Below are 26,190 nucleotides of genomic sequence, written 5' to 3' on the forward strand. Positions count from 1 at the left end.
ACACAGCCTCCACAATGACTTAGTCAAACGCCGGCACCACCACCGGGCACATTGGCCCTTGCACCTGCACCTGATGGCCACTTGGGGTAAGCTTACCGGTGGCCTTATCGATCTTAAAAGTTACCACGTTGTGAGAGCGCTCATTGGCCACCAGCAAAATGTTGCCTGTCAGGTCTATGGTGAAATCGCGGGGCCAGTCGCCGCCAACGCTCATGAGTTGTACCTGCGTTAGTCTGCCAGTGGCTTCGTCTATGGCGTACACCACAATGCTGTTGTGCCCGCGATTCGCGCCGTACAGGAACCTGCCGTCGGCCGATACTTTCACAGCGGAGCATTGGTTGTTTTCTTTGAAACTGGCTGGTATGGTGGTGATCGTCTGTATTTCTGTAAATGTACCTTTCCCGGCATCGTAGGCAAGCGCAGCCATGGTAGAGTTGAGCTCATGAATTACGAAAGCGTAGCGCCCGCTCGGGTGGAATGCCATGTGCCGGGGCCCCGAACCTGGCTGACAGGCATACGCTACGGCTGGCTCGTTAGGCACTAATTTATTATCCCGATACCGGTAACCCAGCACCTCATCAGTACCCAGGTCAACAGCAAACACAAACTTGTTGGCTGGATCGGGGGTGATGTAATGGGCATGCGGACCTTCCTGCCGGTCTTTGTTTGGGCCAGAGCCCTGGTGCTGGCCTACGCCTGTGGCTGCTGCCAGAGTGCCATCCGGCTGCAGGGGCAAAGCGGCCACGTTGCCGCCGCCGTAATTCGCCACCAGCACCATGCCGTTCTGCTCATCCACCGATACATGGCAGGGCCCCGTTCCCTTAGAAGCTACCTGGTTCAGGGAGGTGAGCTGACCGGTTTGCTGGTCTACCGAAAAAGCTCTGACGGCTCCGCTTTTTCCGCCGTCAAAATCGCCCTTCTCGTTTACGGCGTACAGAAAGCGGCGGTCTTCGCTGAAGGCCAGGTAAGTAGGCCTTGCCCCTCCTTTTGCTGCCCCACGCTGCGTAAGCTCTCCGGTTTCGGCGTTGAGGTTATAGATAAAAATGCTCTCTGCATCTGCTGCTCCGTTTGTGCCTAAGTATACCATATATGCTCCTTCCGTTTTAGTTTGGGTTTCTGCTTCGGCCTGTTCTCCTGCAACTCTACCTGAGTCAGAAGCGGTGGAACTGCAGGCCGACAGCGCAAGGGCCAGGCCGAATATTGTTACTTTTACAAAGCTGTGGCGCATATGGTTATACATTTTTCTCATTAGTAATAGAAACCGTTAAAAGTGGACAATAGCATTGGTTGACTGATTCAGGAGCCGAAAAAGCACCGGAGGGCTGTTTTTATTAGAATAATTGGGAAGGTGCTTTTCTTTGCTGAGGAAGATCTCCTAAAAGTCAGCGGCGTAAGATCGCAAAAGGGAATTGCCTCGTCTCCAGATTCCCGAATCTTCAAACCAAAGAATCTGCACCTTGCCTCATCAGCAAATTAACCAGATTATTCTAATCAATTTTGCCCTGCAACAGCAAAACAGCTGCTGCTCCTACTGCTCCCCAAATTCCCGTTTCCCTCCTCAACTTACTTAAAATTCCTGAATTTGCCATGACTATCTCTGTTTCCAAAACAAGGCAGCCACTTTAGTTACGTTTGCAATACTTCTGCCTATGCCCTAATTTGCAGCTTGGCAACGCTTAAACAGATACTGTGTCCTCTACATTCCAGACCTACCTCCAACTCGGATTCCACCATATTTACGATTTCAGGGCTTACGACCACATGCTGTTTTTGCTGGCGCTGAGTGCCATTTATACCCTCAGCGACTGGCGAAAAGTTATCGTGCTGGTTACGGGCTTCACGATCGGCCACTCCATTACGCTGGCCCTGTCTACATTCCATATCATTAAATTCGATACGGCGCTGATAGAATTTCTGATTCCGGTCACGATCCTGTTCACCTGCATCACTAACCTGTTCAAGCTGAAGGGCGCCGCCACCAACCAGCACCCGATCTGGTCGTTCCACAATTTGCTGGCCGTTGTGTTCGGGCTGATACATGGCATGGGCTTTTCGAATTTTCTGCGGTCGCTGCTGGGCCGCAACAGCAAGGTGTGGGAGCAGTTGCTGGCTTTTAACATCGGTATTGAACTCGGGCAGCTCCTGATTGTGGCGATCATACTGCTGGCTGGTTTTATAGCCATGAACCTGCTCCGCCTGAAACGCCGCGACTGGATAATGGCACTTTCCTGTGCCGCAGCAGGCATAGCTTTGGTTTTAATAATGGAAAATAATATCTTTTAGCTTTAGAATAAACGCACCTTTATAAACTCAACTACAACTACACACTCAACCTGAATGAGAAACCTATTGAAGGGGATTGCCCTTTTGTGCTTCCTGGCATGCCCACTGGCGGCACAGGCCCAAGACACAAAATTCGGGCAGCTGGGCCAGGAACTGCCAACTCCGAACACCTACCGCACCGCCTCCGGCGCACCGGGGCACCAGTACTGGCAGCAGCGCGCCGATTACACCATAAAAGTGGAGTTGAACGACGAGAACCAGTCGGTTACCGGCTCCGAAACCATTACCTACACCAACAACTCGCCCGATGTGCTCACCTACCTGTGGCTGCAGCTGGACCAGAACATCTACGAGCCCAACTCCATGAGCAGCCTCACCAGAACCGGCAGCCTGGAGGAGAGAATGCCCATACAGGCGATGGAGCGGCTGGCACGCGAGAACTTTGATGGCGGCTTTAAAATAAGAGCGGTGAAAGACCGGAACGGCAAAACGCTGGCCCATACCATCAACAATACCATGATGCGCGTAGACCTGCCCTCGCCTCTGAAACCAAGGCAGAGCTTTACCTTCAGTGTAGACTGGCATTACAACATCAACAACCAACTCACCATGGGAGGCCGCACCGGCTACGAGTATTTCCCCGGCGATGGCAACTACCTCTACGAGATGGCGCAATGGTTCCCGCGCATGGCCGTGTACGACGACGTGAATGGCTGGCAGCACAAGCAGTTCCTGGGCAGTGGTGAGTTTGCGCTTCCGTTCGGAGACTACAAAGTTAGCATTACCGTGCCCGCCGACCATGTTGTGGCCGCCACCGGCGAGCTGCAGAACGCCAGTCAGGTGCTGAGCGCCACACAACAGAAACGCTTTGCCCAAGCCGCCAAAAGCGACAAGCCCGTGCTTATCGTAACGCAGGAGGAGGCCACGCAAGCCGAAAAATCAAAAGCAACGGCTAAAAAAACCTGGACCTACACGGCCACCAACGTGCGCGACTTTGCCTGGGCGAGCTCCCGCAAGTTTATCTGGGACGCCATGAACGTGCGCGTGGCCGGCAAAAACATACTGGCTATGTCGTACTACCCCAAAGAAGGAAACCCGCTCTGGGGCCAGTACTCCACAGCGGCCGTGGCCCACACGCTGCAGGTCTACTCCAGGCACACCATCGATTACCCCTACCCGGTGGCTATATCGGTGCATGGCCCGATAGGCGGCATGGAGTACCCGATGCTCTCGTTTAACGGCTACCGCCCCGAGCCGGACGGCACCTACTCCGACCGCACCAAGTATGGTCTGATCACAGTCATCATTCACGAAGTAGGGCACAACTTCTTCCCGATGATCATCAACTCCGATGAGCGCCAGTGGACCTGGATGGATGAGGGCCTGAACACGTTTATGCAGTACATTACAGAGCAGGAGTGGGAACGCAACTACCCTTCGCGCCGTGGCGAGCCGCAAAACATTGTGGAGTACATGAAAGGCGACAAAAGCACTATGGTGCCCATCATGACCAACTCGGAGTCGATTTTGCAGATGGGGAATAACGCCTATGGCAAGCCAGCCACGGCGCTCAACATACTGCGCGAAACTGTGATGGGCCGCGAGCTGTTCGACTACGCCTTTAAGGAGTACGCCAACCGGTGGGCCTTCAAGCACCCGATGCCAGCCGACTTTTTCCGGACCATGGAGGATGCCTCCGGCGTGGACCTCGACTGGTTCTGGAGAGGCTGGTTCTACACCACCGACCACACCGACATCTCGATTGAAGGGGTGAAATGGTACACCATCGATTCGCAAGACCCGGAGTTTGTAAACGCGCAAAAGCGGGAGCAGCAGAACAAGGCACCACAAACCCTTTCGCAGCAGCGCAACCTGCAGCACATTCCGCGCACTCTCGTGGAGGCCAACCCGGAACTCAGCGATTTCTACAACTCCTACGATCCGCTTGCTCCCACTGCAGCCGACCAGCGACGTTATCAGTCGTTCCTGAGTGGCCTTACTCCGGAGCAGAAGAAGGTGCTCGACTCCGGGCTGAATTTCTACGAAGTGGGCTTCAAGAACCTCGGCGGCCTGGTGATGCCCCTGATCGTGCGGATGGAATTTGAAGACGGAACCGAGGAAGTAGTGAACATACCGGCCGAGATCTGGCGCCACAACAACAACGACATTACCAAAGTGTTTGTAACCAAAAAGCCGGTAGCCGGCTTCACCCTCGACCCTTTCCTGCAGACAGCCGACACAGATTTATCGAACAATACCTTTCCGCGCCGCCTGGCCCCGTCGCGCTTCGACATATTTAAGCAGCAGAGCCAGCAGCCCCAAAACCCGATGCAACGCCAGAACTCGAGCAGCCGCTCTAACCAGGGCAACAGCACCGGGCAGTAATCGACCTTACTTTTAGCCGATAGAAAATCCCTCGTGCTCCCGGCGCGGGGGATTTTTTTGTTACCCCCGCTTCTTCATTTCTCGTGTCCTCATTACAATTCTCTGTCATCTCGACGCAAGGAGAGATCTGAGTTCATTAACAAAGCTGTAAAGGAAAATTTCAGCATCTATCTTTTTAGTAAAACCAGATCGCTCTTTAGGTCGAGATGAAAGGAGTAGCAGGAGCAGCAGCAGAAGCCTCGGGAGGGCCTTTTTGATTAGAATAATTTTGACTAATGTGCTGATGTGCGAATCAGGCAATTGCTGAGTTGTTTATTCGTTAATTTAAAAGTTTGGAAGTTTGAGGATGTGAAAATGAAAACACGCTCCTATTGTTGTCATGCAGAGAAGGATGTTGTGGGTGAGAGTTATCCGAAGGAAGCTGCGAAAATATTCTGCTTATCCTAAAAGCCTGAAAATCCTTGAGACAGGGCCCTATATAAAGATCCTGACAAACAAAAAAACCCACAGGTCCGGCAGACGCTGTGAGCTTTTTTTACTTGGATTCAAGTGACAAATGCAACTTTTGTAGAGGCGGTATGTAGAGGAGATGTTTTTTTTCAGCAAGAGAGAGAACACCAGGCTCTCCCTCTTGTCTGAAAGGGATAAGATCTCTTAATTGCCTCCTCGACCAAAATTCGCCAATCATGAGTCACTTAACCGTAGGGCAAAGATACGAAATCCAGACACTTTATAAACTGGGCCACAGCCAAACAGAGATCGCCCGCCACCTGGGCAGGGACAAGTCGGTGATCAGCCGCGAGCTCAGGCGCAACTGCGATGAGCGCAGCGGGGAGTACCGGGCAGAGCTGGCCCAGCGCAAGTATGGGGCGCGGCTGGGGCAAAAGCCCAGGCAGCTGCGCTTCACAGACGCGGTCCGGGCCTATGTGGAAGAGCAGCTGGCCAGGGACTACAGCCCCGAGCAGATAGTGGGCCGGGCCAAGCTGGAGGGGGTGGCCTGTGTCTCGCACGAGCGCATCTACCAGCACCTCTGGCAGGAGAAGAGGCAGGGTGGGGAGCTTCACCTGCGCCTGCGCACCCAGGGCAAGCGCTACCGCAAGCGGGGCAGCGCCAGGGACAGCAGGGGCATCATAGCCGGGCGTGTGGGCATCGAGCAGCGGCCGCCTGTCGTGGAGCTCAAGGAGCGTGTGGGGGACCTGGAGGTGGACCTGGTGATAGGTGCCGGGCACCGGGGGGCGCTGGTGACCATCAACGACAGGGCCAGCGGACTGGTCAAGATCAGGAAAGTGGAAAGCAAGGAGGCCTCCGTGGTGCAGCAGGCCATTGTCCAGGCGCTTGAGGAGTGGAAGCCGTGGTTGCATACCATCACCTCAGACAACGGAAAGGAGTTCGCCCGCCACCAGATCGTCAGCCAGGAGCTGGAGGTGGCCTACTACTTTGCCAGGCCCTACCACAGCTGGGAGCGGGGAGCCAATGAGAACCTCAACGGCCTCATCCGCCAGTACTTCCCAAAGAAGATGCGCTTTGAAGAGATAACACAGCAGCAGGTGGTGCAAGTGGAGCATGCCCTCAACGCGCGCCCAAGGAAGCGATTCGACTTTCGATCGCCAAATGAACAGTTTCAAACTTTAAACAACACAAAAGTTGCATTTGTCACTTGAATCCAAGTTATAAAAACAGGCCGTTTACTTTTTATTCTTAAACTCGCCTTTCTTGATCATATCTATCAGCTTCAGCACTGCAAACGGGCTGACAGTGGGCACCATGTTCTGCTGCTCGATACCCCGCACATTCTGCTGGTTCCAGACGTTGAAGTTGGCACCGGCATCCATGGGCGTAATCCGGAACAGTTCTGCCAGCAACTCCGGGTCCAGGTTTTTGGCGGCATTGGACCGGCCCTGGTCGGGGAGTTTCACAGCCAGCACTGCCTGCCTGAAATCGCGCTCGGTAGGCCACGGAAACACCTCTACTGTAGGCAGCTCGGTGGCCTCTTCCTGCATTTGCATAATAATGGAGTAACTCTGGCTGCTATAGGTCTTCGGGATTTTGAGGTACTGCTTTTTGTAGCCCAGCCCGCTGAACACAATGCTGTCGCCGGCCAGCACCGGCAGCGAGAAGAAGCCGTACTCGTTGGTGAAGGTACCCCGGTTGGTGCCCGGCACATACACACTCACGGCCGCCACGCCATACAAACTATCGCCAAGGGCTACAAAGCCGGAGAGCTGCACGACGCGTCCGCCCCCCTGGGCCTTTGCTTCCTGCGGGGTACTCAGCAATAAGAAAAAGACTGCCAGCAGGGGTGCAAGCAGCCATTTATTTTTTTTCAGAAAACCCATATCGGGTACTTGGGTAAGCTTCATGAGGTTCAATTTACTTCATAATAATTTATTATAGCAGCTTTTTGCTAAATTTGTTTAGACCATGTTTAAATTCTGGCCCTGCCATTTGCAGGATAAATTCCAACCAAGGTCTGATACGACTAACTATGACACTCAAACATTTTAGCCTCCTGTTTGGGGAGCAGGTATTTAAAGCGCTGGCCGATGAGTCACGCCTCCGGATACTGCACCTGATCCTCCGCAACAAAGAAATGTGCACCTCCGACCTGGAACATGTGCTCGACTACACCCAGACCAAAACCTCCCGGCACCTGGGCTACCTGCGCAGCGCCGGCCTGGTAAACACCCGCAAAATAGACCAATGGGTATACTACTCTCTTAAAGAAGACACAACCGAAATACTGCAGCAGCTCTATGCCTACATGGCCCAGGACCCCGTGTTGATAAAAGACCAGGAGATTTACCAGATCCTGTACTCTAACCGCGAGCTGGCCGTAAACAAGCTGCAAACCCGCCGCTGGACCGCCTCCTGACCAGATCGCTCCTGTGCCTCAACTGCCTGTTCCTGCAATTATTGCACCATATCTCCAGTTAAGCTGTTGTTATTTTCAAATATCGTCTACGCTCACGGCGTGCCCGCAACATCCAACCACCCCCATCGTTTTAACTACCTGACAGTATCGCTTTCATGAAAACCTACACGCATATTTTATTCGACCTGGACCATACGCTCTGGGACTTTGAGAAAAACTCAGCAGAAACCCTTTCTACTTTATACGAGCAGTTTGAGCTGGCAGCACACGGAAAGTTCGACAAGGACTCATTTTACAGGAAGTACAAGTTCGTGAACCACCGCCTCTGGGACCTGTACAACAAGGGCAAAATAACACAGGAAGAACTGCGCAACCAGCGTTTTATCAGAACCCTTACGGGGCTGGGGCTGGAGCCGCACGAGGTACCCGAAGGCCTGTCTAAGGCCTACACCGACCTCTGCCCTACTAAAACGGCCGTTTTTCCTTTTACCTACGACCTGCTGCAGTACCTTCAGCCAAAGTATGGCCTGCACATTGTTACCAATGGCTTTAAGGATACGCAGTACATAAAGCTGAACTCCTCCAGGCTGCATGGCTATTTTAAGGAGATTGTGACCTCCGAGTGCTGTGGCTACAAAAAGCCAGACAAGCGCATATTTGAGCATACCCTGGATCGCATTCAGGTAAGGGCACAGGACTGCCTGATGGTGGGCGACAACCTGGAGTGCGACATAGAGGGAGCCAGGGCGGCAGGCATAGACCAGGTGTTCTTTAACCCCGAAAACTACAGCCACCGCAGCAAGCCTACCCACGAGATCCAGTGCCTCAGCCAGCTCCGGCAAATTCTCTGATAATGGAGCGCCTGCCGGCACTGTCAGCACACCCTAAGCAATTTCTACATCTTCTGCTTTTTTCTTTCGTTCTATATAGAAGTACCTTTGCGGCCTGCACCTGTTCAGGGAACTGAGCCGAGGCAGACCAGCTACTATAATCAATTTTACATCTAAGGAAAAACACATCTATGGGAATCGGATTCTTTAAAGTACCAACCCCTGTAAACGAACCTGTTAAAAATTATGCGCCAGGTTCTCCGGAAAGGGAAGAGCTGCAACGCACCTACAAGGAGCTGAAGTCGAAGGAGGTGGATGTGCCCATGTACATCGGCGGCGACCAGATCCGCACCGACAGGAAGCAACCGCTCCTGCAGCCGCACGACCACAAGCACATTCTGGGCTACTTCCATGAGGGCGAGGCGGAGCATGTGGAACAGGCGATCAATGCGGCCCTGGCGGCACGCGACATGTGGGCCAACATGAGCTGGGAGCACCGCGCCAGCATTTTCCTGAAAGCGGCCGACCTGCTGGCCGGCCCCTGGAGAGCCCGTATGAACGCGGCCACCATGCTGGGCCAGTCTAAGAACGCCTACCAGGCCGAGATAGACGCTGCCTGCGAGCTGATAGACTTTCTGCGTTTTAATGCCCAGTACGCCACCGAAATATACCAGATGCAGCCGGAATCGTCGCCGGGCGTCTGGAACCGCATGGAGCACCGCCCGCTCGAAGGCTTTGTGTTTGCCCTTACGCCATTCAACTTTACGGCCATTGCCGGCAACCTGCCTGCCTCTGCCGCTCTTATGGGCAATGTGGTGGTCTGGAAACCAGCCCACACCCAAATCTATGCCGCCCATATGATAATGGAGCTGCTGCTGGAGGCCGGATTGCCCGAGGGCGTTATCAACCTGATCTATGTGGACGGTCCAACTGCCGGCGACATCATTTTCAGCCATCCTGATTTTGCAGGCATCCACTTTACAGGCAGCACTTCGGTGTTCCAGCAAATCTGGAAAACCATTGGCAACAACATCCACAAATACAAAACCTACCCCCGCATAGTAGGCGAAACAGGTGGCAAAGACTTTATTCTGGCCCACCCCTCTGCCGATGCCAAAGGAGTGGCCACGGCCATTTCGAGGGGAGCTTTTGAGTACCAGGGCCAGAAGTGCTCTGCCGCCTCACGGGCCTATATTCCTACCAACCTCTGGGAAGAAGTAAAAGGCTATGTGCTGGAAGATGTGAAGTCGTTTAAAATGGGGCCTCCCGAGGATTTCTCCAACTTCATCAACGCGGTGATCGACGAAAAATCGTTCGACAAGATTGCCCGCTACATCGACAATGCCAAAAACAGCCCGGAAGCAGACATAATAGCAGGTGGCAACTACGACAAATCGAAAGGCTACTTTATAGAACCCACCGTGCTGCTATCGCACATCCCGCAGTACGTGACCATGTGTGAGGAGATTTTCGGGCCGGTGATCACGATTTACGTGTACGACGAGAACAACTTTGAGGACACGCTGCAGCTGGTTAACGAAACATCGCCCTATGCGCTCACCGGCGCCATCTTCAGCCGCGACCGCTACGCCATAGAAGTGGCATCGAAAGCTCTGAGCCATGCGGCCGGCAACTTCTACATCAACGACAAGCCTACCGGCGCCGTGGTGGGGCAGCAGCCATTCGGCGGCTCCCGCGCCTCCGGCACCAACGACAAGGCCGGCTCTATGCTGAACCTGCTCCGCTGGGTATCGGCCCGCTCTATTAAAGAAACCTTTGTATCGGCAACAGATTACCGGTACCCGTTTTTGGGGGAGGACAAGTAAGCAGTTTGAGATTTTAAACTGAAAGCAAAGCCCTGTCGCTCATTTTTAGCGGCAGGGCTTTTTGATACCCGGCAACTCCAAATTATTCTAATGAAAAAGGCCCTCCAGAGGCAATGCTGCTGATTAGAAGGGTAAGGTAGAGCCCTCTGCCAGGCTTATCAAGGCGTTAACCACAAATAGATAATATTATAGACAAACCACGCAAAATACCAACTTCCAGGTATTGTGCAGCCCGCCGTTTGCACCTTTCTTTGTAGCTATACAAAACCTAACAACTTCATTATGAGAAACTTTTACCCGTTCCGTGTCCTCAGCAGAACATTCTTAACGACCGTCCTGACAAGCTTCCTGGTTATTGGCTCAACAGATGCTGCAACGGCACAGCAACATCGCCCTATTTCCCTGAAGAGCAACCGATCGCTGCACAGCCCGGCCCCAGCTACAGGAAACAAGCTAGTAGCCGGCTCTTTAGCAGGCAGCCTGACAAAACAAGCTGCAGCAGCCACTATCGCACAACCGCTTACCAGCCAGCACTATGCGGCAGACGGCGCAACCTGGCGGCACGAAACCACCAACACCTATGCCTATGATGAGGCGGGGCGCATAACCAGCGTAGTAGAAAAGCATCCTGATGGGTCTAATCTTCGCAGAGAAACATGGACGTATGACCAGTATGGCAATGAAACAGAAAACTTACACGAGCAATGGAATGGAAGCGCGTGGGAACTGAATGGAGGCTGGAAATCAGACCATACGTATAATGCCAACGGTAAAATTACTGAAACCATAGAAAGGAACTGGCGCAACAATGCCTGGGAACTATATTACAGATACGTGTACTCCTACAACGGAAATAATCAGCTACTGACCATTACAGAGTACGATGTAGATGCTTCTGAATGGCTGTTGGAGGGCAGCTATACCCTGGCTTACGCAAATGCTACCGGTGGCCCCACCTCCCTGACCTATATGGAGCCGAACCGCGATGGTGTTATGGTAAACTCTGAACGGGTTATTGACATTGCCTGGCACAGCTTTTCAAACAGCCGGCCTGGGTATGAGTTATTCGACCAACCGATAAAAAGTTACGTTAGCCAGGTGTGGGAAGACGGACAGTGGGTAAACGATGAAAAGTATGATGCCACGTTTGGTGCGAACGGCAGCTATGTGGGCACCTACCAGGAATGGGAAAATGGCACCTGGGTAAACGACTACCGGGAAACCGTTACCTATGACGAACGTGGGAACCTGGTCTTGTCTGAAGACGAGAGACGGATTGCAGGTGCCTGGGTAAAAGATTACGGCTTTAAATACACCTACACGTACAACACCGCCGGCAACCTGGCAGAATCAGTTCAGCAAAACTATAACACCGGAACAAGAGCCTACGAAAACACCTACCGCATCGTCTACTCCAACTTCCAGGTCATCACCTCTGCGCCACTGGCAGCCGCCGAACTTTCAACAGAAATCTACCCCAACCCCACCGCCGACAAAATCACGCTCAGCTATAAGCAGCCAGGCAGTCAGGCTACCCTGCAGATCACAGACATAGCCGGACGCATTGTTTTTGAGAAGCAGCTGCCCTACGCTGTGCAGCAGCAGGAACTGGATTTATCCAATTTCCCGGCCGGGCTCTACATGCTCCGCCTACGTGCAGGAAATGCTGTATCAACCACAAAAATAATGAAACTCTGAAACGGAGCTTGCAGGGCCGCCAGGCAATTATTTAAATGAAAATGCCCCTCAGGAGCCACTCCTGCTCCTGCTGCCGCTGACCAACAGCCGGCCTGCAGCGCTACTTTACCGGCAGCCTAGCTACCCTTTAAGAGCCACGCCCAACCGCGTGGCTCTTTTTATGCCTGAAAACTCAGAGAAATAAGCAGAATTTGCCCTTTGCTAATGGCAGTTGGCCTGTATTTTACCTTTTGATTCTTGGGTATTTATCCCTAATTTTGACATCAAATCCAAAAAAGCACTTTAACAATATGGAAACATCTGTGGATCAGTACGTACCATCGGATTATTTACCAATTCTGATACAGTTCGCAGCTGCTCTCGGCTTCGTGCTGTTTGCCCTTGGCCTGACGCACCTGTTGGGCCCCAAGCGAAAAAGCGATGTAAAAAACGCCGCCTGGGAAAGCGGTATCGAATCGGTGGGGGATGCCCGCTCGCCCATCTCTTATAAATATTTCATGACAGCCATCTTGTTTGTGCTTTTCGATGTGGAGATCATCTTCATGTACCCCTGGGCCGTCAACTTCAGAGAATTCGGTATGACCTACTTCCTCCCGATGCTTCTTTTCCTGGGCGTGTTGCTGGCTGGCTTCTACTACGAGCTGAAAAAAGGCATCCTGAAGTAGCGGTTACGATTTAAACTTTTGCGAACTGACAGTTGTTCTAACCCAAGGTTAAACACCGTATTTTCTGAACAACTTTTAATTGTTAGACATGAGCGACACAAATAAAGATATAAATTTTGCGGAGGCACCGGACGGACATGCCGGGGCAGGCTTTTTTGCCACATCACTGGAGAAAATTGTTGGTCTTGCCCGTAAGAACTCGCTTTGGCCACTTCCCTTCGCCACCTCCTGCTGCGGCATCGAGTTTATGGCCACTATGGGATCTACCTACGACCTTTCCCGCTTCGGCTCCGAGCGTATGAGCTTCTCGCCTCGCCAGGCCGATGTGCTGATGGTAATGGGTACGATTGCCAAAAAAATGGGCCCTGTCGTGAAGCAGGTATATGAGCAGATGGCAGAGCCCCGCTGGGTGATTGCCGTAGGGGCATGCGCCACTTCCGGCGGCATTTTCGACACCTACTCCGTACTGCAGGGCATCGACAGGATTATTCCGGTAGATGTATATGTGCCCGGTTGTCCGCCCCGCCCCGAGCAGATTCTGGATGGCGTGCTGCGTGTGCAGGACCTGGCCGAGAATGAATCGCTTCGCCGCCGCAACTCACCTGAATATCAGGCATTACTAGCCTCTTATAACATAAAATAAGCATGGAGCTTACGAACGAGAATGTACTTGGTCTGCTGATAGACAAATTTGGGGAAGACCGCATCCGGGACGCTTACGACCCGGATGGCATCATGACCTTTTTTACCGACCGCGACACCATCGTGCCGCTGATCCAGTACCTGTATGATGAGGATGCGCTGCAGATACGTTTCCTTACCACCATGTGCGGCATTCACTACCCCGACCAGAAGGACAAGGAACTGTGCGTGATGTACCAGCTGCATAACCTGCGCCATAACTACCGCATCCGCATTAAGGTAAGCCTAAGCGCGGCCGACCCGGTGGTACCTACGCTTACCGGGCTGTACGCCACTGCCAACTGGATGGAACGCGAGACATTCGACTTCTACGGCATTATATTTACAGGGCATCCTAACCTTACCCGCATCCTGAATGTGGAGGACATGGAATATCACCCGATGCTGAAGCAATATCCGCTCGAGGATCAAACCAGAGAAGATAAAATCGATACTTTTTTCGGGCGTTAGGCCCATGGCATTACCAGTTGCCCTGCCGGCGGCCGGTAACCAACCAGAATATCCATACATATGGCTACTGAAACTAAAGATAAAAAGCAGACCACCGCTCTCGAAGATTACAGAGGTTATCGTGAACTCGTACAGCAGTACGAGCACGACGATACCCTGACCACGCTGAACCTGGGACCAACGCACCCGGCCACGCACGGTATTTTCCAGAATATCCTGAAAATGGACGGGGAAGTCATTAAGTCGGCTGTGCCTACCATCGGCTACATACACCGTGCCTTTGAGAAAATTGCGGAACGCCGCCCCTTCTACCAGATCACGCCCTTGACCGACCGCATGAACTACTGCTCTGCGCCGATCAATAACATGGGCTACCACATGACGGTGGAGAAGCTGCTCGGCATTACCATTCCGAAGCGCGCGCAGTACATCCGGGTGATCATGATGGAACTGGCCCGCATCTCTGACCACCTGATCTGTAACTCCGTTATCGGCGTGGACTCCGGAGCGCTTACCGGCTTCCTGTACGTGATGCAGGAGCGGGAAAAAATATATGATATCTATGAAGAGGTCTGCGGGGCGAGGCTAACAACTAACATGGGCCGCATCGGGGGCATGGAGCGCGATCTGTCGCCAAAAGCCATCCACCTGATAGAAGAGTTCCTGGTACGGTTCCCGAAAGTATGGGGTGAGTTCGAGAACATGCTTACCCGCAACCGTATTTTCATAGACAGAACAGAAGGCGTGAGTCCTATTTCAGCGGAACGTGCCCTGAACTATGGCTTTACAGGCCCCAACCTGCGTGCCGCCGGCGTCGACTATGATGTGCGTGTTATGAACCCCTACTCTTCTTATGAGGATTTCGACTTTGAGATACCAGTGGGCACTAACGGCGACATTTACGATCGCTTTATGGTGCGCAACGAGGAGATCTGGCAAAGCCTCAAAATAATTAAGCAAGCAGTAACTAATCTGCCCGAAGGTTCTTACCACGCAGATGCGCCGCATTATTACCTGCCGCCAAAGCAGGCCGTTTATACCAGCATGGAAGCCCTGATCTATCACTTTAAGATCGTGATGGGCGAAGTAGAGGCCCCGAAAGGAGAAGTGTACCACTCTGTAGAAGGTGGCAACGGCGAACTTGGCTTCTACCTCATCAGCGATGGTGGCCGCACGCCTTACAGGCTGCACTTCCGGCGCCCCTGCTTTATTTATTACCAGGCCTACTCAGAGCTTATTGTTGGCAGCCAGTTATCAGATGCCATCCTGACGCTGAGCAGCCTGAACGTAATAGCCGGCGAGCTGGACTCTTAATTTATTTTAACATTCATCATGAACCACTGATTGTTCGGTAAATGATCAGTGACAACAGTAATAATGGCAGAGACTAAAAACGAAGTTAAGTTTTCTGATGCGGCCATGGCCGACATACAACGGTACATCAGCCACTATCCTGAGGACCGTCAGAAATCAGCTATCCTACCGATACTGCACATTGCGCAGGCCGAGTCTGGCGGATGGGTAAGCCCCGAAGTTATGGACAAGGTGGCCGAGATATTGAATATCCAGCCAATTGAGGTGTATGAGGTGGCCACCTTCTACACCATGTTTAACCTGAAACCAGTAGGAAAGCATGTGTTGGAAGTATGCCGCACCGGTCCCTGCTGCCTACGCGGAGCCGACCAGCTGATAGACACACTGAAGCAGAAGCTTGGCGTGGAAGAAGGCGGCACAAGCGCCGACGGCATGTTTACGCTGAAGCCGGTAGAATGCCTGGCATCCTGCGGCACCGGCCCCATGCTGCAGGTGCGCGAAAAATTCTACGAGAACATCGAAAACGAGGAGCAGGTAGACGCGTTCCTGGAAATGCTGCGCCAATCAGAGGTAGAAACGCCTTATCATGTTGCTGCTTACAATAAAAATAGCGGCAAATAGTAAATCAATAAGCCGAGACTAACAAAGAAAGATATCCTGCTTTATGGGACTTAAGATATTAACCGAACATATAAACGTACCAGGCATCGAAACGCTGGAGGTGTATCGCAAGCATGGCGGCTACAAATCTGTAGAGAAAGCCGTGAAAACGATGACTCCGGAAGAGGTGGTGGAAGAGGTGAAAACCTCCGGCCTGCGTGGCCGTGGTGGTGCCGGCTTCCCAACTGGGTTGAAGTGGAGCTTCCTGGCTAAACCAGAAGGAGTGCCTCGCTACCTGGTGTGCAACGCCGATGAATCGGAACCGGGCACTTTTAAGGACCGCTGGTTCATGGAGCATAACCCGCATGCCCTGATAGAAGGCATGATCACTTCCAGCTATGCGCTAGGCGCCAATACTTCCTATATTTATATCCGGGGGGAGCTGATGTTCATCCTGCGTATACTGGAGAAGGCAATTGCAGAGGCTTACGCAGCCGGCTTGCTGGGCAAAAACATTCTGGGTTCAGGATATGACCTGGACTTGCATGTGGCTCCGGGTGGTGGTGCCTATATCTGCGGGGAGGAAACAGCGCTGCTGGAATCGCTGGAAGGCAAACGTGGCAATCCTCGCAACAAGCCGCCGTTCCCGGCCGTGAAAGGCCTCTTTGCATGCCCGACGGTGGTTAACAACGTGGAGACAATTGCAAGTGTGCCCTGGATCGTGAACAATACCGGTGCGGAATATGCTAAAGTAGGCATTGGCCGCAGCACCGGCACCAAACTGATCTCGGCAAGCGGAAACATCAACAACCCCGGCGTATATGAAATAGAGCTGGGCGTACCGGTAGAGGAATTCATCTACTCCGACCAGTACTGTGGCGGCATCTGGAAAGGCAAAAGTCTGAAAGCAGTGGTGCCGGGAGGAAGCTCCGTGCCAATTCTCCCTGCCAACCTCATCCTGAAAACTGTAGCCGGAGAAGATCGCCTCATGACGTACGAGTCGCTGGCAGACGGTGGTTTCGTTTCCGGTTCGATGATGGGATCCGGAGCTTTTATTGTGTTCGACGAAGACCAGTGCATTGTGCGCAATACATGGAACTATGCCCGCTTTTACCACCACGAGTCCTGCGGGCAGTGCAGCCCCTGCCGCGAAGGTACCGGCTGGATGGAAAAAGTGCTGCACCGCATCGAGTACGGCCACGGCCATCAGCGAGACATCGACCTGCTGGTAAGCGTAGCCAAGCAGATAGAAGGCAACACCATCTGCCCACTCGGCGATGCCGCCGCATGGCCGGTAGCAGCAGCCATACGCCACTTCCGCGATGAGTTTGAGTGGCATATAAAACACCCGCAGGAAGCAACAACCCCGGGTGCCGTGTACAGAGGACAGCTGAATTCTGTAACAGCTTAAAAGGACGCAGGATTTCAGACATAAGAAGCAAAACTTTCTGAAATCCTGAAAGAGGAACTGGAACCTAAAGGTCCCCTCCATAGACAAGGGGTTAGGGGGTGCTTGGATAACAGCAGCCCCTGAAACATGAAAACTAAAAATATAAAGGTTAGCGGCACCAGAAATGCCTGTAACCACGAAAGGATAAACAATCACTAATGGCTAAGATAACATTCGATGGCATTGAAGTAGAAGTAGAAGATGGCACTACCATTCTGCAGGCGGCCCGAAAAATTGGGGGTAAGGTGGTGCCACCGGCTATGTGTTTTTATACACCGCTGAAAGGCAGTGGCGGCAAGTGCCGTGTTTGCCTGGTAAAAGTGTCGCAAGGCTCTGCTAAAGATCCACGGCCTATGCCCAAGCTGGTTGCCTCATGCATCACGCCTGTGCAGGATGGCATGGTAGTAGAAAACACTACAAACGAAGATGTGCTTAATGCCCGCAAAAGCATTGTAGAGATGCTGCTCATAAACCACCCGCTCGATTGCCCTATCTGCGACCAGGCTGGTGAGTGCAATCTGCAGGACCTCTCTTATGAGCATGGGGTGAGTGCGCAACGATTTGAGGAGGAAAGACGCACCTTCAATAAAGTGGACCTCGGCCCCTATATTCAGCTGCACATGACCCGCTGCATCCTTTGCTATCGCTGCGTATATACGGCTGACCAGATCACAGACAAGCGGGTGCATGGCGTACTGGGCCGCGGAGATGCCGCTGAGATCGGGACCTACATCGAGAACGTGATCGACAATGATTTCTCCGGCAACGTGATTGATGTGTGCCCGGTGGGAGCACTGACAGATAAGACTTGGCGCTTTAAAAACCGTGTCTGGTTCACAAAGCCCCTGGACGCGCACCGCGACTGCCCTACCTGCAGCGGCAAAGTAACCCTCTGGAACCGTGGCGACCAGGTACTGCGCGTAACTGCCCGCAAAGACGAGTACAGCGAAGTAGAAGAGTTTATCTGTAACACCTGCCGCTTCGACAAAAAGGAGATGAGCGACTGGACGATAGAAGGCCCACGTAAAATTGAAAGAGCATCTGTTATCTCGGCTAACCATTACGAGCTGCCGGTAGTAAACGTACCGATTATACCGAACCTTCCGAAATCAGCCAAAAAAGATTTACCTAACGCCCCTGAACAATGGAATCCGTAGATTTAATTTATAAGACCATTTATATACTGGTGATCTTTGGTATTACCCTCCTGATTGCCACTTATTCTACTTATGCCGAGCGCAAGGTAGCCGCCTTTATCCAGGATCGTATCGGGCCAAACCGGGCCGGGCCTTTCGGATTGCTGCAGCCGTTGGCCGATGCAGGCAAAATGTTCTTCAAGGAAGAGTTTATTCCGGCAAAATCTAACAAAGCGCTGTTTATTTTAGGTCCGGGTGTAGCCATGCTCATAGCTTGTATGTCGAGTGCGGTAATTCCGTTCGGCGATATGCTCATAATCGGTGGCCGCGAAGTGTACCTGCAGGCCATTGAGGTAAACATTGGCCTGTTATATGTATTCGGAGTAGTGTCGTTAGGTGTTTACGGCGTGATGATCGGTGGATGGGCCTCTAATAACAAGTTCTCGTTGCTGGGTGCCATCCGGGCTGCTTCTCAGAACATTAGCTACGAGCTGGCCATGGGCCTTTCCATTATTGCCATCCTGATGATGACGGGCTCACTCTCGCTGAGAGAGATAGCCGCACAGCAGGCCGGGTTTAATTGGAATATTTGGTACCAGCCCCTGGGTTTTATTATCTTCCTGGTATGCGCCTTTGCTGAAACTAACCGTACTCCCTTCGACTTACCAGAGTGTGAGGCCGAGCTGGTAGGGGGTTACCACACCGAATACAGCTCCATGAAACTGGGTCTGTTCCTGTTTGCCGAGTATATCAACATATTTGTAGCTTCGGCAGTAATGGCTACACTTTATTTCGGTGCTTATAACTTCCCGTTCATGCATGAGCTGGGTGCCCTGATCTCCGACGACCCGGTCATCGCCAACAATGTGATCACGATTCTGGGCGTAGTGGTAATGTTTGCGAAGATATTCTTCTTTATCTTCTTCTTCATGTGGGTTCGCTGGACGCTTCCGCGCTTTCGCTTCGACCAGCTGATGAAGCTGGGCTGGCAGATCCTGATCCCGCTGGCGATCCTGAACATTATACTGACAGGCGGTGGAATTCTGCTGAAGGACCACTTTTTTAATTGATTTACGATTTATTGAATGTTACAGGATGGTACCCTGTTCTTAAGACAAGTGCCAAACTAACAATCAACCTGAAAAGAAATGGAACCACTAACCAATAGAAGTAAGAAACTGGCAAAAAAGGAGATGACATTCGCTGAAAAAGCGTATCTGCCTGCTATTGCACAGGGTCTTGGCATTACGCTCAAACACTTCTTCAAGAAGAAGAGCACCATCCAGTACCCGGAGGAGACAAGGCAGCGCAGCGACGTGTGGCGCGGGCTGCATGTGCTGAAGCGTGATGAGGAGGGACGGGAGCGCTGCACCGCCTGTGGCCTGTGTGCCGTAGCATGCCCGGCAGAGGCCATTACCATGGTAGCCGGAGAACGCAAGGTTGGAGAAGAGCACCTGTACCGCGAAGAGAAATATGCTGTAACATATGAGGTAAACATGCTGCGCTGCATCTTCTGCGGCATGTGCGAAGAGGCCTGCCCCAAGGCTGCCATCTTTCTGCAGGACGATAAAATTGCACCGGCCCGTTACGAACGCGATGAATTCATTTACGGCAAAGACAGGCTGGTAGAACCTCTTAAAACCACTGAAACAAAATAAATTCTGATGACAGATAGCCTGTTTTTTTTCCTAGCATCGCTTACGCTGCTTTGTGCTCTGATGGTGGTAATTTCCAAAAACCCGGTACACAGCGTACTGTTCCTGATCTTGACTTTCTTTACTATATCAGGCCATTACATTCTGCTTAATGCGCAGTTTCTGGCAGCAGTAAATATTATTGTATACGCCGGGGCAATTATGGTGCTGTTCCTGTTTGTGATCATGTTCCTGAACCAGAGCCAGGAGCGCGTCAGAACCGCCACCATAAGCAAATTTGCCGGCGTAACTGCCGGGGGTCTGCTGTTTATAGTACTGGTAGCAGCCCTGCGGGATGCTTCGGTGCAGACATACGACCCGGAAACCTTTGACTCACAGATAGGAATGGTAGAGAACCTGGGCAAAGTATTGTTCGGAGATTACCTGCTACCCTTCGAGCTGGCATCCGTCTTGTTCCTGGTGGCCATGGTAGGCGCCGTGATGCTGGGTAAAAAAGAAGAAGGAGAAAAGCACTTCTAAAAAAGAATTTAGTTTGAGTGGTCGCGCAAATTCTGAAATTGCAAAAAATAAAAACCATTCAGCAATTCAACCATAAGAAAAGCCAGCGCCCAACCAGCGCTGGCTTTTCTTATGGTTGCAGGCGAAGGCTGATTTCCAGCAACTCCGAGTTTCCGCGATCATCGTCTGTTACGGCCAGAATCCGGAAGCGCCTGTTCCTGCTGCTGCTCTCCAGTATCACCAGCGACTCTACTTTCCCGGAATAAACGGCTCCATCCTGGCGCGTAATTACGCCGGCAGGTGCCACAGTAGTAGCCACTGTGTCGGCAGCAAGTTGTTGCAGGGGAATAAACCCGATATAGCTCCCGAGTATCGTGCCATCTGCCACGGCATCTGTGGTGCTCTCGATAGAGGCCGTAAAAAACAGCTTGTCGTCGTAGAAATATGCCCCTGAAAACCCGGCCTCCTGTACCCCCATAATAGGCAGCCGGAAAAAAGAGAGCGAATAGGCAGGCATACTGGCGCCAGCCCCTGCTCTGAGGTACTCTATAAACTCCTGCAACTCAAACGTAATGAGCACATTGCGGTTAGAGCCAATAGCGCGCTGCAGCAGGTACAGTTTACCGGCTCCTGCCGCAACACCCTCAATATTAAGCAGGCCATCGCCTATAACTTCTTCGTTCTGCCGCAAATCCAGGTAGAGGGCCTCCAGCGAATAATAGCTGGTGACAACAGGCGCGGCTCCGGCAGCAGGCATCTGCACGACAAAGGCTTGGTTGCGCGCCGGCGTAGCCCCGGAGCCCAGCATGAGCAGGCAAGGCTGCCCATCTACCTCAATTTTGGTGAGCCCCTCCAGGTCGGCCTTCACAGCTTTTGCCACTCTGCCCGTTTCAAAGCCGGCGGTATCGGTAAGCGCATGGCGGTCCAGCAGGTTATAATCCTTGTCGAGGGTATACAGAAAAGGCGAATCGTCTCCTATCACGTAAAAGAATCCATTATGTTGTTCCAGGCCCGAGCCGGAAGGCATGTTGTTAAAAAATGTTCGTTTCTGGATTACTGCTTTCATTCTGGATTTGGCTTCAATAGAAAAAGGAGCATCAGAGGTAAGTACCTGCGTATTGACGGGCACGTTGCGGCACGAAACACTGAACAGGAGAAGCAACCAGAAGCCCAGGCCTGTTAAAGTATCTTTCTGCATTATGGAACAAAACTATGGGTTAACAAAGCACTCGAAAATGCTTATACGCAGGTTTACGCCAAACGGCTTCCGGCTTATAAAGTGATGGGCGAAAAAGCTAAACGCCAGGCAGCAGCGGCAGCAGCAAAGCCTCCGGAGGCCCAGATCCATTAGAATAATTGACTCTCAGCAACAGGCGGCGCCATGCGGTATTTAACACAATCTGCATAACTCTACGGAAGAACCCAAAGCACTCGCCAGGCTTTATGCTTCTAGCAGGGCCTGACAGGAGGCACGACAACGAGCCCAGTCCAAAAGATTCTGACAAACTCATCCTGTTCATCCTAAAATCCTGACAGTCCCGCTTCAGACAATAAATTCTAACATCCAGCGTCTTTTACACTAACATCGGAAAAAGCCTCCGGAAGGCCTTTTTCATTTGAATAATTGCTCCCCGGGCCAAAGAGGAAATCATATCTTTATGTAAAGCCTGCCATCTTTCACAGCAGCCAATCAGCAAAAAAATAATGCTAATCAAAAAGCCCCTCCGGAGGCCCTGCCGTTGCTGAGGCAATTGTATTTTGTCGGTAAAGGCACTCCGAAATTTTCTGCTGGTGCAGGTGCAGCAGCAGAAAATTCCGGGAAAGGCTGCACCTTTGCCCAAAACGCTGAAGAAATCAGATGCTGGAGCGTAAACTAAAGCAGTACACGTTCATTAGAGCAGAAATATGTTATGGATTTTTAAAAATTGGGGTAACTTTGCTATCTGAATAAAGCTTTGTACCATAAACACTACCACGTTCAGGCCCACGGAAGATGAACTATATACCTGAGGTTATCAGAACCATCCCATTAGAGTATTATCTTTACTTTAGCGCTGCGCTCTTTTCCATTGGCGTAATCGGTGTTCTTACCAGGCGCAACGCCATCGTTATTTTTATGTGTGTGGAGCTGATGCTAAATGCGGTGAACCTGCTCCTGGCTGCCTTTGCAGCCTATCGCTCAGACCCGCACGGGCAGGTGTTTGTATTTTTCATTATGGCCGTGGCGGCCGCCGAAGTTTGTGTGGGCCTTGCCATTATCGTGATGATCTACCGCAACAACCGCTCTACCGATGTGCAACTGCTTAATCATCTGAAGTGGTAAACTCCTATTATTCATCTGACCAGCATAACTTAAATACTTTAGCTTCATGCAAGAAATAGTAATGCCCGCTAACAGACCGGAAATGGCACTGCTGTGTTTGCTTATTCCGCTGCTGCCTTTTATTGGCTTTGCCTTAAACGGGCTGGGCAACCGGAAATTACCTAAAGGGCTTGTAGGGCTTATAGGATGTGGCACCGTACTGGCCTCTTTTCTGATCTCTGTTTACCTTTTCCTGGACTTTACTTCTTCCGGCAGCCGCCCCTACACCGTCGATTTTTACGACTGGATCTCGGTGGGCAGCCTGCAAGTCGGGTTTTCGTTCCTCATAGACCAGCTCACGCTCCTGATGCTGCTGATGGTAACAGGCATCGGCTTCCTGATTCACCTGTACTCTGCCGGCTACATGAGCCACGACGAAGGCTTTGGCAAGTTCTTCTCTTTCCTGAACCTGTTCATGTTCTCGATGCTGCTGCTCGTGATGGGCTCTAACTACGTGATGATGTTTGTGGGCTGGGAAGGCGTAGGACTCTGCTCTTACCTGCTCATCGGGTTCTGGAACAAAAACACCAACTATAACAATGCCGCCAAGAAAGCCTTTATCATGAACCGCATCGGTGACTTGGGCTTCCTACTGGGCATCTTCCTGATCTTTATCACCTTCGGCAGCGTGAGCTACCCGCAGGTATTTGCTGAGGCTACCAAAGTAGCCGGAGTTGACACCCCGGTGCTGATTGCCATTACCATGTTGCTGTTTATCGGAGCCATGGGTAAAAGTGCCCAGATCCCTCTATTTACCTGGTTACCGGATGCGATGGCAGGCCCTACGCCGGTGTCGGCGCTGATACACGCGGCCACCATGGTAACGGCGGGCATCTACATGGTGGTTCGCTCCAACGTGCTCTTCATCCTGGCTCCTACCACACTCGATGTGATTGCCATTGTGGGACTGGTTACGGCCTTGGTGGCTGCCACCATTGGTCTGGCCCAAAACGACATTAAAAAGGTGCTGGCCTATTCTACCGTAAGCCAGCTGGGCTTTATGTTCCTGGCGCTGGGTGTGATGGCTTTTTCCTCTTCGCTGTTCCATGTGCTTACCCACGCCTTCTTTAAGGCACTTCTTTTCCTGGGAGCCGGTTCTGTGATACACGCCATGAGCAACGAGCAGGATATCCGCAACATGGGTGGCCTGAAAAAAGCGTTGCCCATCACCTTCCTTACCTTCCTGATCGGGACGCTGGCTATTTCGGGTATTCCGCCCTTTGCCGGTTTCTTTTCTAAGGATGAATTGCTGGCGCACACGTTCCAGCACAGCAAAATCATGTGGGCCTTCGGCGTGCTGGCCTCTTTCATGACGGCCTTCTACATGTTCCGCCTCCTGTTCCTGACCTTCTTCGGCAAGTTCAGAGGCACCGAGGCGCAACGCAGCCACCTGCACGAGTCTCCGGCCGTTATGACCATTCCGCTTATCGTGCTGGCAGTGCTTTCTGCCTTCGGTGGTTTCCTGGGCATTCCTTCAGTCTTCGGTTCAAACCACATTATTGGCAGCTACCTTTCGCCGCTTTACAATTACGCCAAAGGCATTAACGCCACGCCTTTCGAGCCGATGCACCTCTCGCACGAGACAGAGTATATGCTGATGGGCATTTCAGTGGCAGTAGCCATTGTAGCCATTATCATAGCGTATGTTATGTATGTGAAGAAAGAGACAGTGCCGGTTTCGGAAGACACCCGCCTCTCGCCTGTGCATAACCTGGTTTACAACAAATATTACATCGACGAACTGTACAATACTATAATTGTGCGTCCGGTTATGTGGCTCTCTACCACGTTCTATCGCTTTGTGGATGTAGTGCTGGTAGATGGCATTGTGAATGGTGTTGGCAGGTTTGTTACCTTCAGCGGCCGCACCCTGCGCCATGCCCAGAGCGGGGCCATCGGGTTTTATGTGATGGTGATGGTCTTCAGCGTGGTGCTGATTCTATTTTTAAACTTCTTTATCGGATAAGGTTCATAGAAGATGATGACAGCTTTATTACTTTTCTGGCCTGCATTGGCTGCCCTGCTGGTACTGCTGGTACAGGGGCAGGGAGCCAAACGGGTGGCCTTTATAGCGGCACTTGTTGAATTTGCCATTGCCCTGTTCGCAGCCGCCACCTTTACCATCGCCAAAACAGATCCTCAGTTTGAGCTATCTGTGCCGTGGATAGCGCGTGCCGGCATCAGTTTCAGCATCGGCATGGATGGCATTAGCCTGCTCCTGGTGCTGCTCACTACCTTCCTGGTACCCCTGATCATACTTTCTTCCTTTAAGCACGATTACAAAAAGCCAAACGCCTTCTATGCCCTCATCCTGTTTATGCAGACGGGCCTGATCGGGGTGTTTGTGGCCCAGGATGCCTTCCTGTTTTACTTCTTCTGGGAAGTAGCCCTTATTCCGGTTTACTTTATCGCTGCCATCTGGGGCGGTGCCAGGCGGGTGGCGGTTACATTCAAGTTCTTTGTCTACACCATCTTCGGCTCGTTCTTTATGCTGGCTGCTTTTATTTACCTGTATTTCCAGACAGCAGGCACAGGCATAGCAGCACACTCTTCCGATATAAACGCGTTCTATCAGCTGGCACTCGACTCCAGCACGCAAAGCTGGATCTTCTGGTTTCTGTTTCTGGCCTTCGCCATTAAAATGCCGGTGTTTCCGTTGCATACCTGGCAACCCGATACCTATACCGAAGCGCCTACACAAGCCACCATGCTCCTTTCCGGCATCATGCTGAAAATGGGTATCTATGGGGTGCTGCGCTGGCTGCTGCCCGTAGTGCCGAACGGTGCCAGCCAGTGGCTAGACGTGGTGCTGGTGCTGTCGATTATCGGTATTATTTACGCTTCTATCATCGCCATCCGCCAGCACGACCTGAAACGCCTGATCGCCTACTCCTCTATCGCACACGTTGGCCTTATCTCGGCGGGCATTTTCTCGCTTACGGAGCAGGGGCTGCAGGGGGGGGTTATCCAGATGCTGAGCCACGGCATAAACGTAGTCGGCCTTTTCTTCATTATCGACATCATTTTCAGCCGCACCAAAACCAGAGAGATCATGAGCCTGGGCGGCATCACGCAAACCACACCGGCACTCTCGATCTGCTTCATGATTCTGCTGCTCGGCTCCATAGCACTGCCGCTCACCAACGGCTTTATAGGTGAGTTCCTGCTTCTTTCGGGCGTGTTCCAGTATAGTTATTCCTTTGGGGCCATAGCCGGTGTAACCATTATTCTGGGCTCAGTATATATGCTGCGCATGTTCCAGGGGGTTATGTTCGGCACCAGGTCGCCAGAGACAGAAGCTTTCGCAGACCTGACCTTTAATGAAAAAGCAGTGTTGTTTCCGCTGGTTGTGATGGTGTTCTGGATTGGTTTGTTCCCGGGCACATTTCTGGATATTTCGGAGCCTGCCGTATTCAACCTGCTGAACATTATTCAGAGGAGATAATAAAAAGAAACGATTTAGA

Annotated in this window: 23 protein-coding genes; 20 read left to right on the plus strand and 3 right to left on the minus strand. The window is 52.0% G+C overall.

Features of this window, described 5'->3' with window-relative positions; all coding sequences use genetic code 11:
* Nucleotides 1–19: 19 nt before the first annotated feature.
* Nucleotides 20–1,249 carry a lactonase family protein gene (locus FJM74_RS03060; RefSeq protein ID WP_187261084.1) on the minus strand — a complete coding sequence of 410 codons (1,230 nt, stop codon included), beginning with the start codon at nt 1,247–1,249 and terminating at the stop codon, nt 20–22.
* 440 nt (nt 1,250–1,689) lie between these two features.
* Here FJM74_RS03060 and FJM74_RS03065 point away from each other — a divergent pair, with 440 nt between their 5' ends.
* The 3 genes from FJM74_RS03065 to FJM74_RS03075 all read left to right on the plus strand — a co-directional run bounded on the left by FJM74_RS03065 (nt 1,690) and on the right by FJM74_RS03075 (nt 6,329).
* A complete protein-coding gene (locus FJM74_RS03065) occupies nt 1,690–2,283 on the plus strand; it encodes a HupE/UreJ family protein (protein ID WP_187261085.1) in 594 nt (197 codons plus the stop codon).
* Between the two features lie 54 nt (nt 2,284–2,337).
* Entirely contained in the window at nt 2,338–4,668 is a 2,331-nt protein-coding gene (locus FJM74_RS03070; RefSeq protein ID WP_187261086.1) for a M1 family metallopeptidase, read from the plus strand.
* A 683-nt stretch (nt 4,669–5,351) separates the two neighbouring features.
* Nucleotides 5,352–6,329 (plus strand): IS30 family transposase, encoded by a 978-nt coding sequence (locus FJM74_RS03075; protein WP_187261207.1) that lies wholly within the window; start codon nt 5,352–5,354, stop codon nt 6,327–6,329.
* 24 nt (nt 6,330–6,353) lie between these two features.
* Here the strand turns inward: FJM74_RS03075 and FJM74_RS03080 are convergent, their stop codons facing one another.
* Entirely contained in the window at nt 6,354–7,028 is a 675-nt protein-coding gene (locus FJM74_RS03080; RefSeq protein ID WP_241738923.1) for a carboxypeptidase-like regulatory domain-containing protein, read from the minus strand.
* 125 nt (nt 7,029–7,153) lie between these two features.
* Between FJM74_RS03080 and FJM74_RS03085 the strand changes: the two genes are divergently transcribed.
* From FJM74_RS03085 to FJM74_RS03150, 14 genes are all read left to right on the plus strand, one after another.
* Nucleotides 7,154–7,540 carry an ArsR/SmtB family transcription factor gene (locus FJM74_RS03085; protein WP_187261087.1) on the plus strand — a complete coding sequence of 129 codons (387 nt, stop codon included), beginning with the start codon at nt 7,154–7,156 and terminating at the stop codon, nt 7,538–7,540.
* Between the two features lie 155 nt (nt 7,541–7,695).
* Nucleotides 7,696–8,391, plus strand: coding sequence for a YjjG family noncanonical pyrimidine nucleotidase (locus tag FJM74_RS03090; protein ID WP_187261088.1), 696 nt, complete (start codon nt 7,696–7,698; stop codon nt 8,389–8,391).
* A 170-nt stretch (nt 8,392–8,561) separates the two neighbouring features.
* Nucleotides 8,562–10,196 carry an L-glutamate gamma-semialdehyde dehydrogenase gene (gene pruA, locus FJM74_RS03095; protein ID WP_187261089.1) on the plus strand — a complete coding sequence of 545 codons (1,635 nt, stop codon included), beginning with the start codon at nt 8,562–8,564 and terminating at the stop codon, nt 10,194–10,196.
* A 282-nt stretch (nt 10,197–10,478) separates the two neighbouring features.
* Nucleotides 10,479–11,894, plus strand: coding sequence for a T9SS type A sorting domain-containing protein (locus FJM74_RS03100; protein WP_187261090.1), 1,416 nt, complete (start codon nt 10,479–10,481; stop codon nt 11,892–11,894).
* A 290-nt stretch (nt 11,895–12,184) separates the two neighbouring features.
* Nucleotides 12,185–12,559, plus strand: a complete 375-nt coding sequence (locus tag FJM74_RS03105) for an NADH-quinone oxidoreductase subunit A (protein WP_187261091.1) — start codon at nt 12,185–12,187, stop codon at nt 12,557–12,559.
* An 88-nt stretch (nt 12,560–12,647) separates the two neighbouring features.
* Nucleotides 12,648–13,202, plus strand: coding sequence for an NADH-quinone oxidoreductase subunit B (locus FJM74_RS03110; RefSeq protein ID WP_187261092.1), 555 nt, complete (start codon nt 12,648–12,650; stop codon nt 13,200–13,202).
* A gap of 2 nt (nt 13,203–13,204) precedes the next feature.
* On the plus strand, nt 13,205–13,711 hold the full coding sequence (locus FJM74_RS03115; protein WP_187261093.1) for an NADH-quinone oxidoreductase subunit C: 507 nt from the start codon (nt 13,205–13,207) through the stop codon (nt 13,709–13,711).
* A gap of 60 nt (nt 13,712–13,771) precedes the next feature.
* Nucleotides 13,772–15,025 (plus strand): NADH dehydrogenase (quinone) subunit D, encoded by a 1,254-nt coding sequence (gene nuoD, locus FJM74_RS03120; protein ID WP_187261094.1) that lies wholly within the window; start codon nt 13,772–13,774, stop codon nt 15,023–15,025.
* Nucleotides 15,026–15,088: 63 nt separating this feature from the next.
* On the plus strand, nt 15,089–15,646 hold the full coding sequence (locus tag FJM74_RS03125; protein ID WP_187261095.1) for an NADH-quinone oxidoreductase subunit NuoE family protein: 558 nt from the start codon (nt 15,089–15,091) through the stop codon (nt 15,644–15,646).
* A 43-nt stretch (nt 15,647–15,689) separates the two neighbouring features.
* Nucleotides 15,690–17,036 carry an NADH-quinone oxidoreductase subunit NuoF gene (nuoF, locus tag FJM74_RS03130; RefSeq protein ID WP_187261096.1) on the plus strand — a complete coding sequence of 449 codons (1,347 nt, stop codon included), beginning with the start codon at nt 15,690–15,692 and terminating at the stop codon, nt 17,034–17,036.
* A 197-nt stretch (nt 17,037–17,233) separates the two neighbouring features.
* The gene (locus FJM74_RS03135) at nt 17,234–18,232 is read left to right on the plus strand and encodes a 2Fe-2S iron-sulfur cluster-binding protein (protein WP_187261097.1); all 999 of its coding nucleotides are present in this window, start codon (nt 17,234–17,236) and stop codon (nt 18,230–18,232) included.
* Nucleotides 18,220–19,281 carry an NADH-quinone oxidoreductase subunit NuoH gene (gene nuoH, locus FJM74_RS03140; RefSeq protein ID WP_187261098.1) on the plus strand — a complete coding sequence of 354 codons (1,062 nt, stop codon included), beginning with the start codon at nt 18,220–18,222 and terminating at the stop codon, nt 19,279–19,281. The genes FJM74_RS03135 and nuoH overlap by 13 nt, the downstream gene beginning before the upstream one ends.
* A 78-nt stretch (nt 19,282–19,359) precedes the next feature.
* On the plus strand, nt 19,360–19,869 hold the full coding sequence (locus FJM74_RS03145) for a NuoI/complex I 23 kDa subunit family protein (RefSeq protein ID WP_241738924.1): 510 nt from the start codon (nt 19,360–19,362) through the stop codon (nt 19,867–19,869).
* Between the two features lie 6 nt (nt 19,870–19,875).
* A complete protein-coding gene (locus FJM74_RS03150) occupies nt 19,876–20,385 on the plus strand; it encodes an NADH-quinone oxidoreductase subunit J family protein (protein ID WP_187261099.1) in 510 nt (169 codons plus the stop codon).
* 109 nt (nt 20,386–20,494) lie between these two features.
* Here the strand turns inward: FJM74_RS03150 and FJM74_RS03155 are convergent, their stop codons facing one another.
* Nucleotides 20,495–21,562: a DUF6929 family protein gene (locus FJM74_RS03155; protein ID WP_241738925.1), complete on the minus strand. Its 1,068-nt coding sequence runs from the start codon at nt 21,560–21,562 to the stop codon at nt 20,495–20,497.
* 795 nt (nt 21,563–22,357) lie between these two features.
* Here FJM74_RS03155 and nuoK point away from each other — a divergent pair.
* Genes nuoK through FJM74_RS03170 form a run of 3 tightly spaced genes read left to right on the plus strand, consistent with a single transcriptional unit; the run spans nt 22,358 to nt 26,171 of the window.
* Nucleotides 22,358–22,687 (plus strand): NADH-quinone oxidoreductase subunit NuoK, encoded by a 330-nt coding sequence (gene nuoK, locus FJM74_RS03160; RefSeq protein WP_187261100.1) that lies wholly within the window; start codon nt 22,358–22,360, stop codon nt 22,685–22,687.
* Between the two features lie 46 nt (nt 22,688–22,733).
* Nucleotides 22,734–24,692 (plus strand): NADH-quinone oxidoreductase subunit L, encoded by a 1,959-nt coding sequence (gene nuoL / locus FJM74_RS03165; RefSeq protein ID WP_241738926.1) that lies wholly within the window; start codon nt 22,734–22,736, stop codon nt 24,690–24,692.
* Nucleotides 24,693–24,704: 12 nt separating this feature from the next.
* Nucleotides 24,705–26,171 carry a complex I subunit 4 family protein gene (locus FJM74_RS03170; protein ID WP_187261101.1) on the plus strand — a complete coding sequence of 489 codons (1,467 nt, stop codon included), beginning with the start codon at nt 24,705–24,707 and terminating at the stop codon, nt 26,169–26,171.
* Nucleotides 26,172–26,190 lie beyond the last annotated feature (19 nt).

The organism is Pontibacter beigongshangensis, assembly GCF_014332515.1.
Lineage (GTDB): Bacteria > Bacteroidota > Bacteroidia > Cytophagales > Hymenobacteraceae > Pontibacter > Pontibacter beigongshangensis.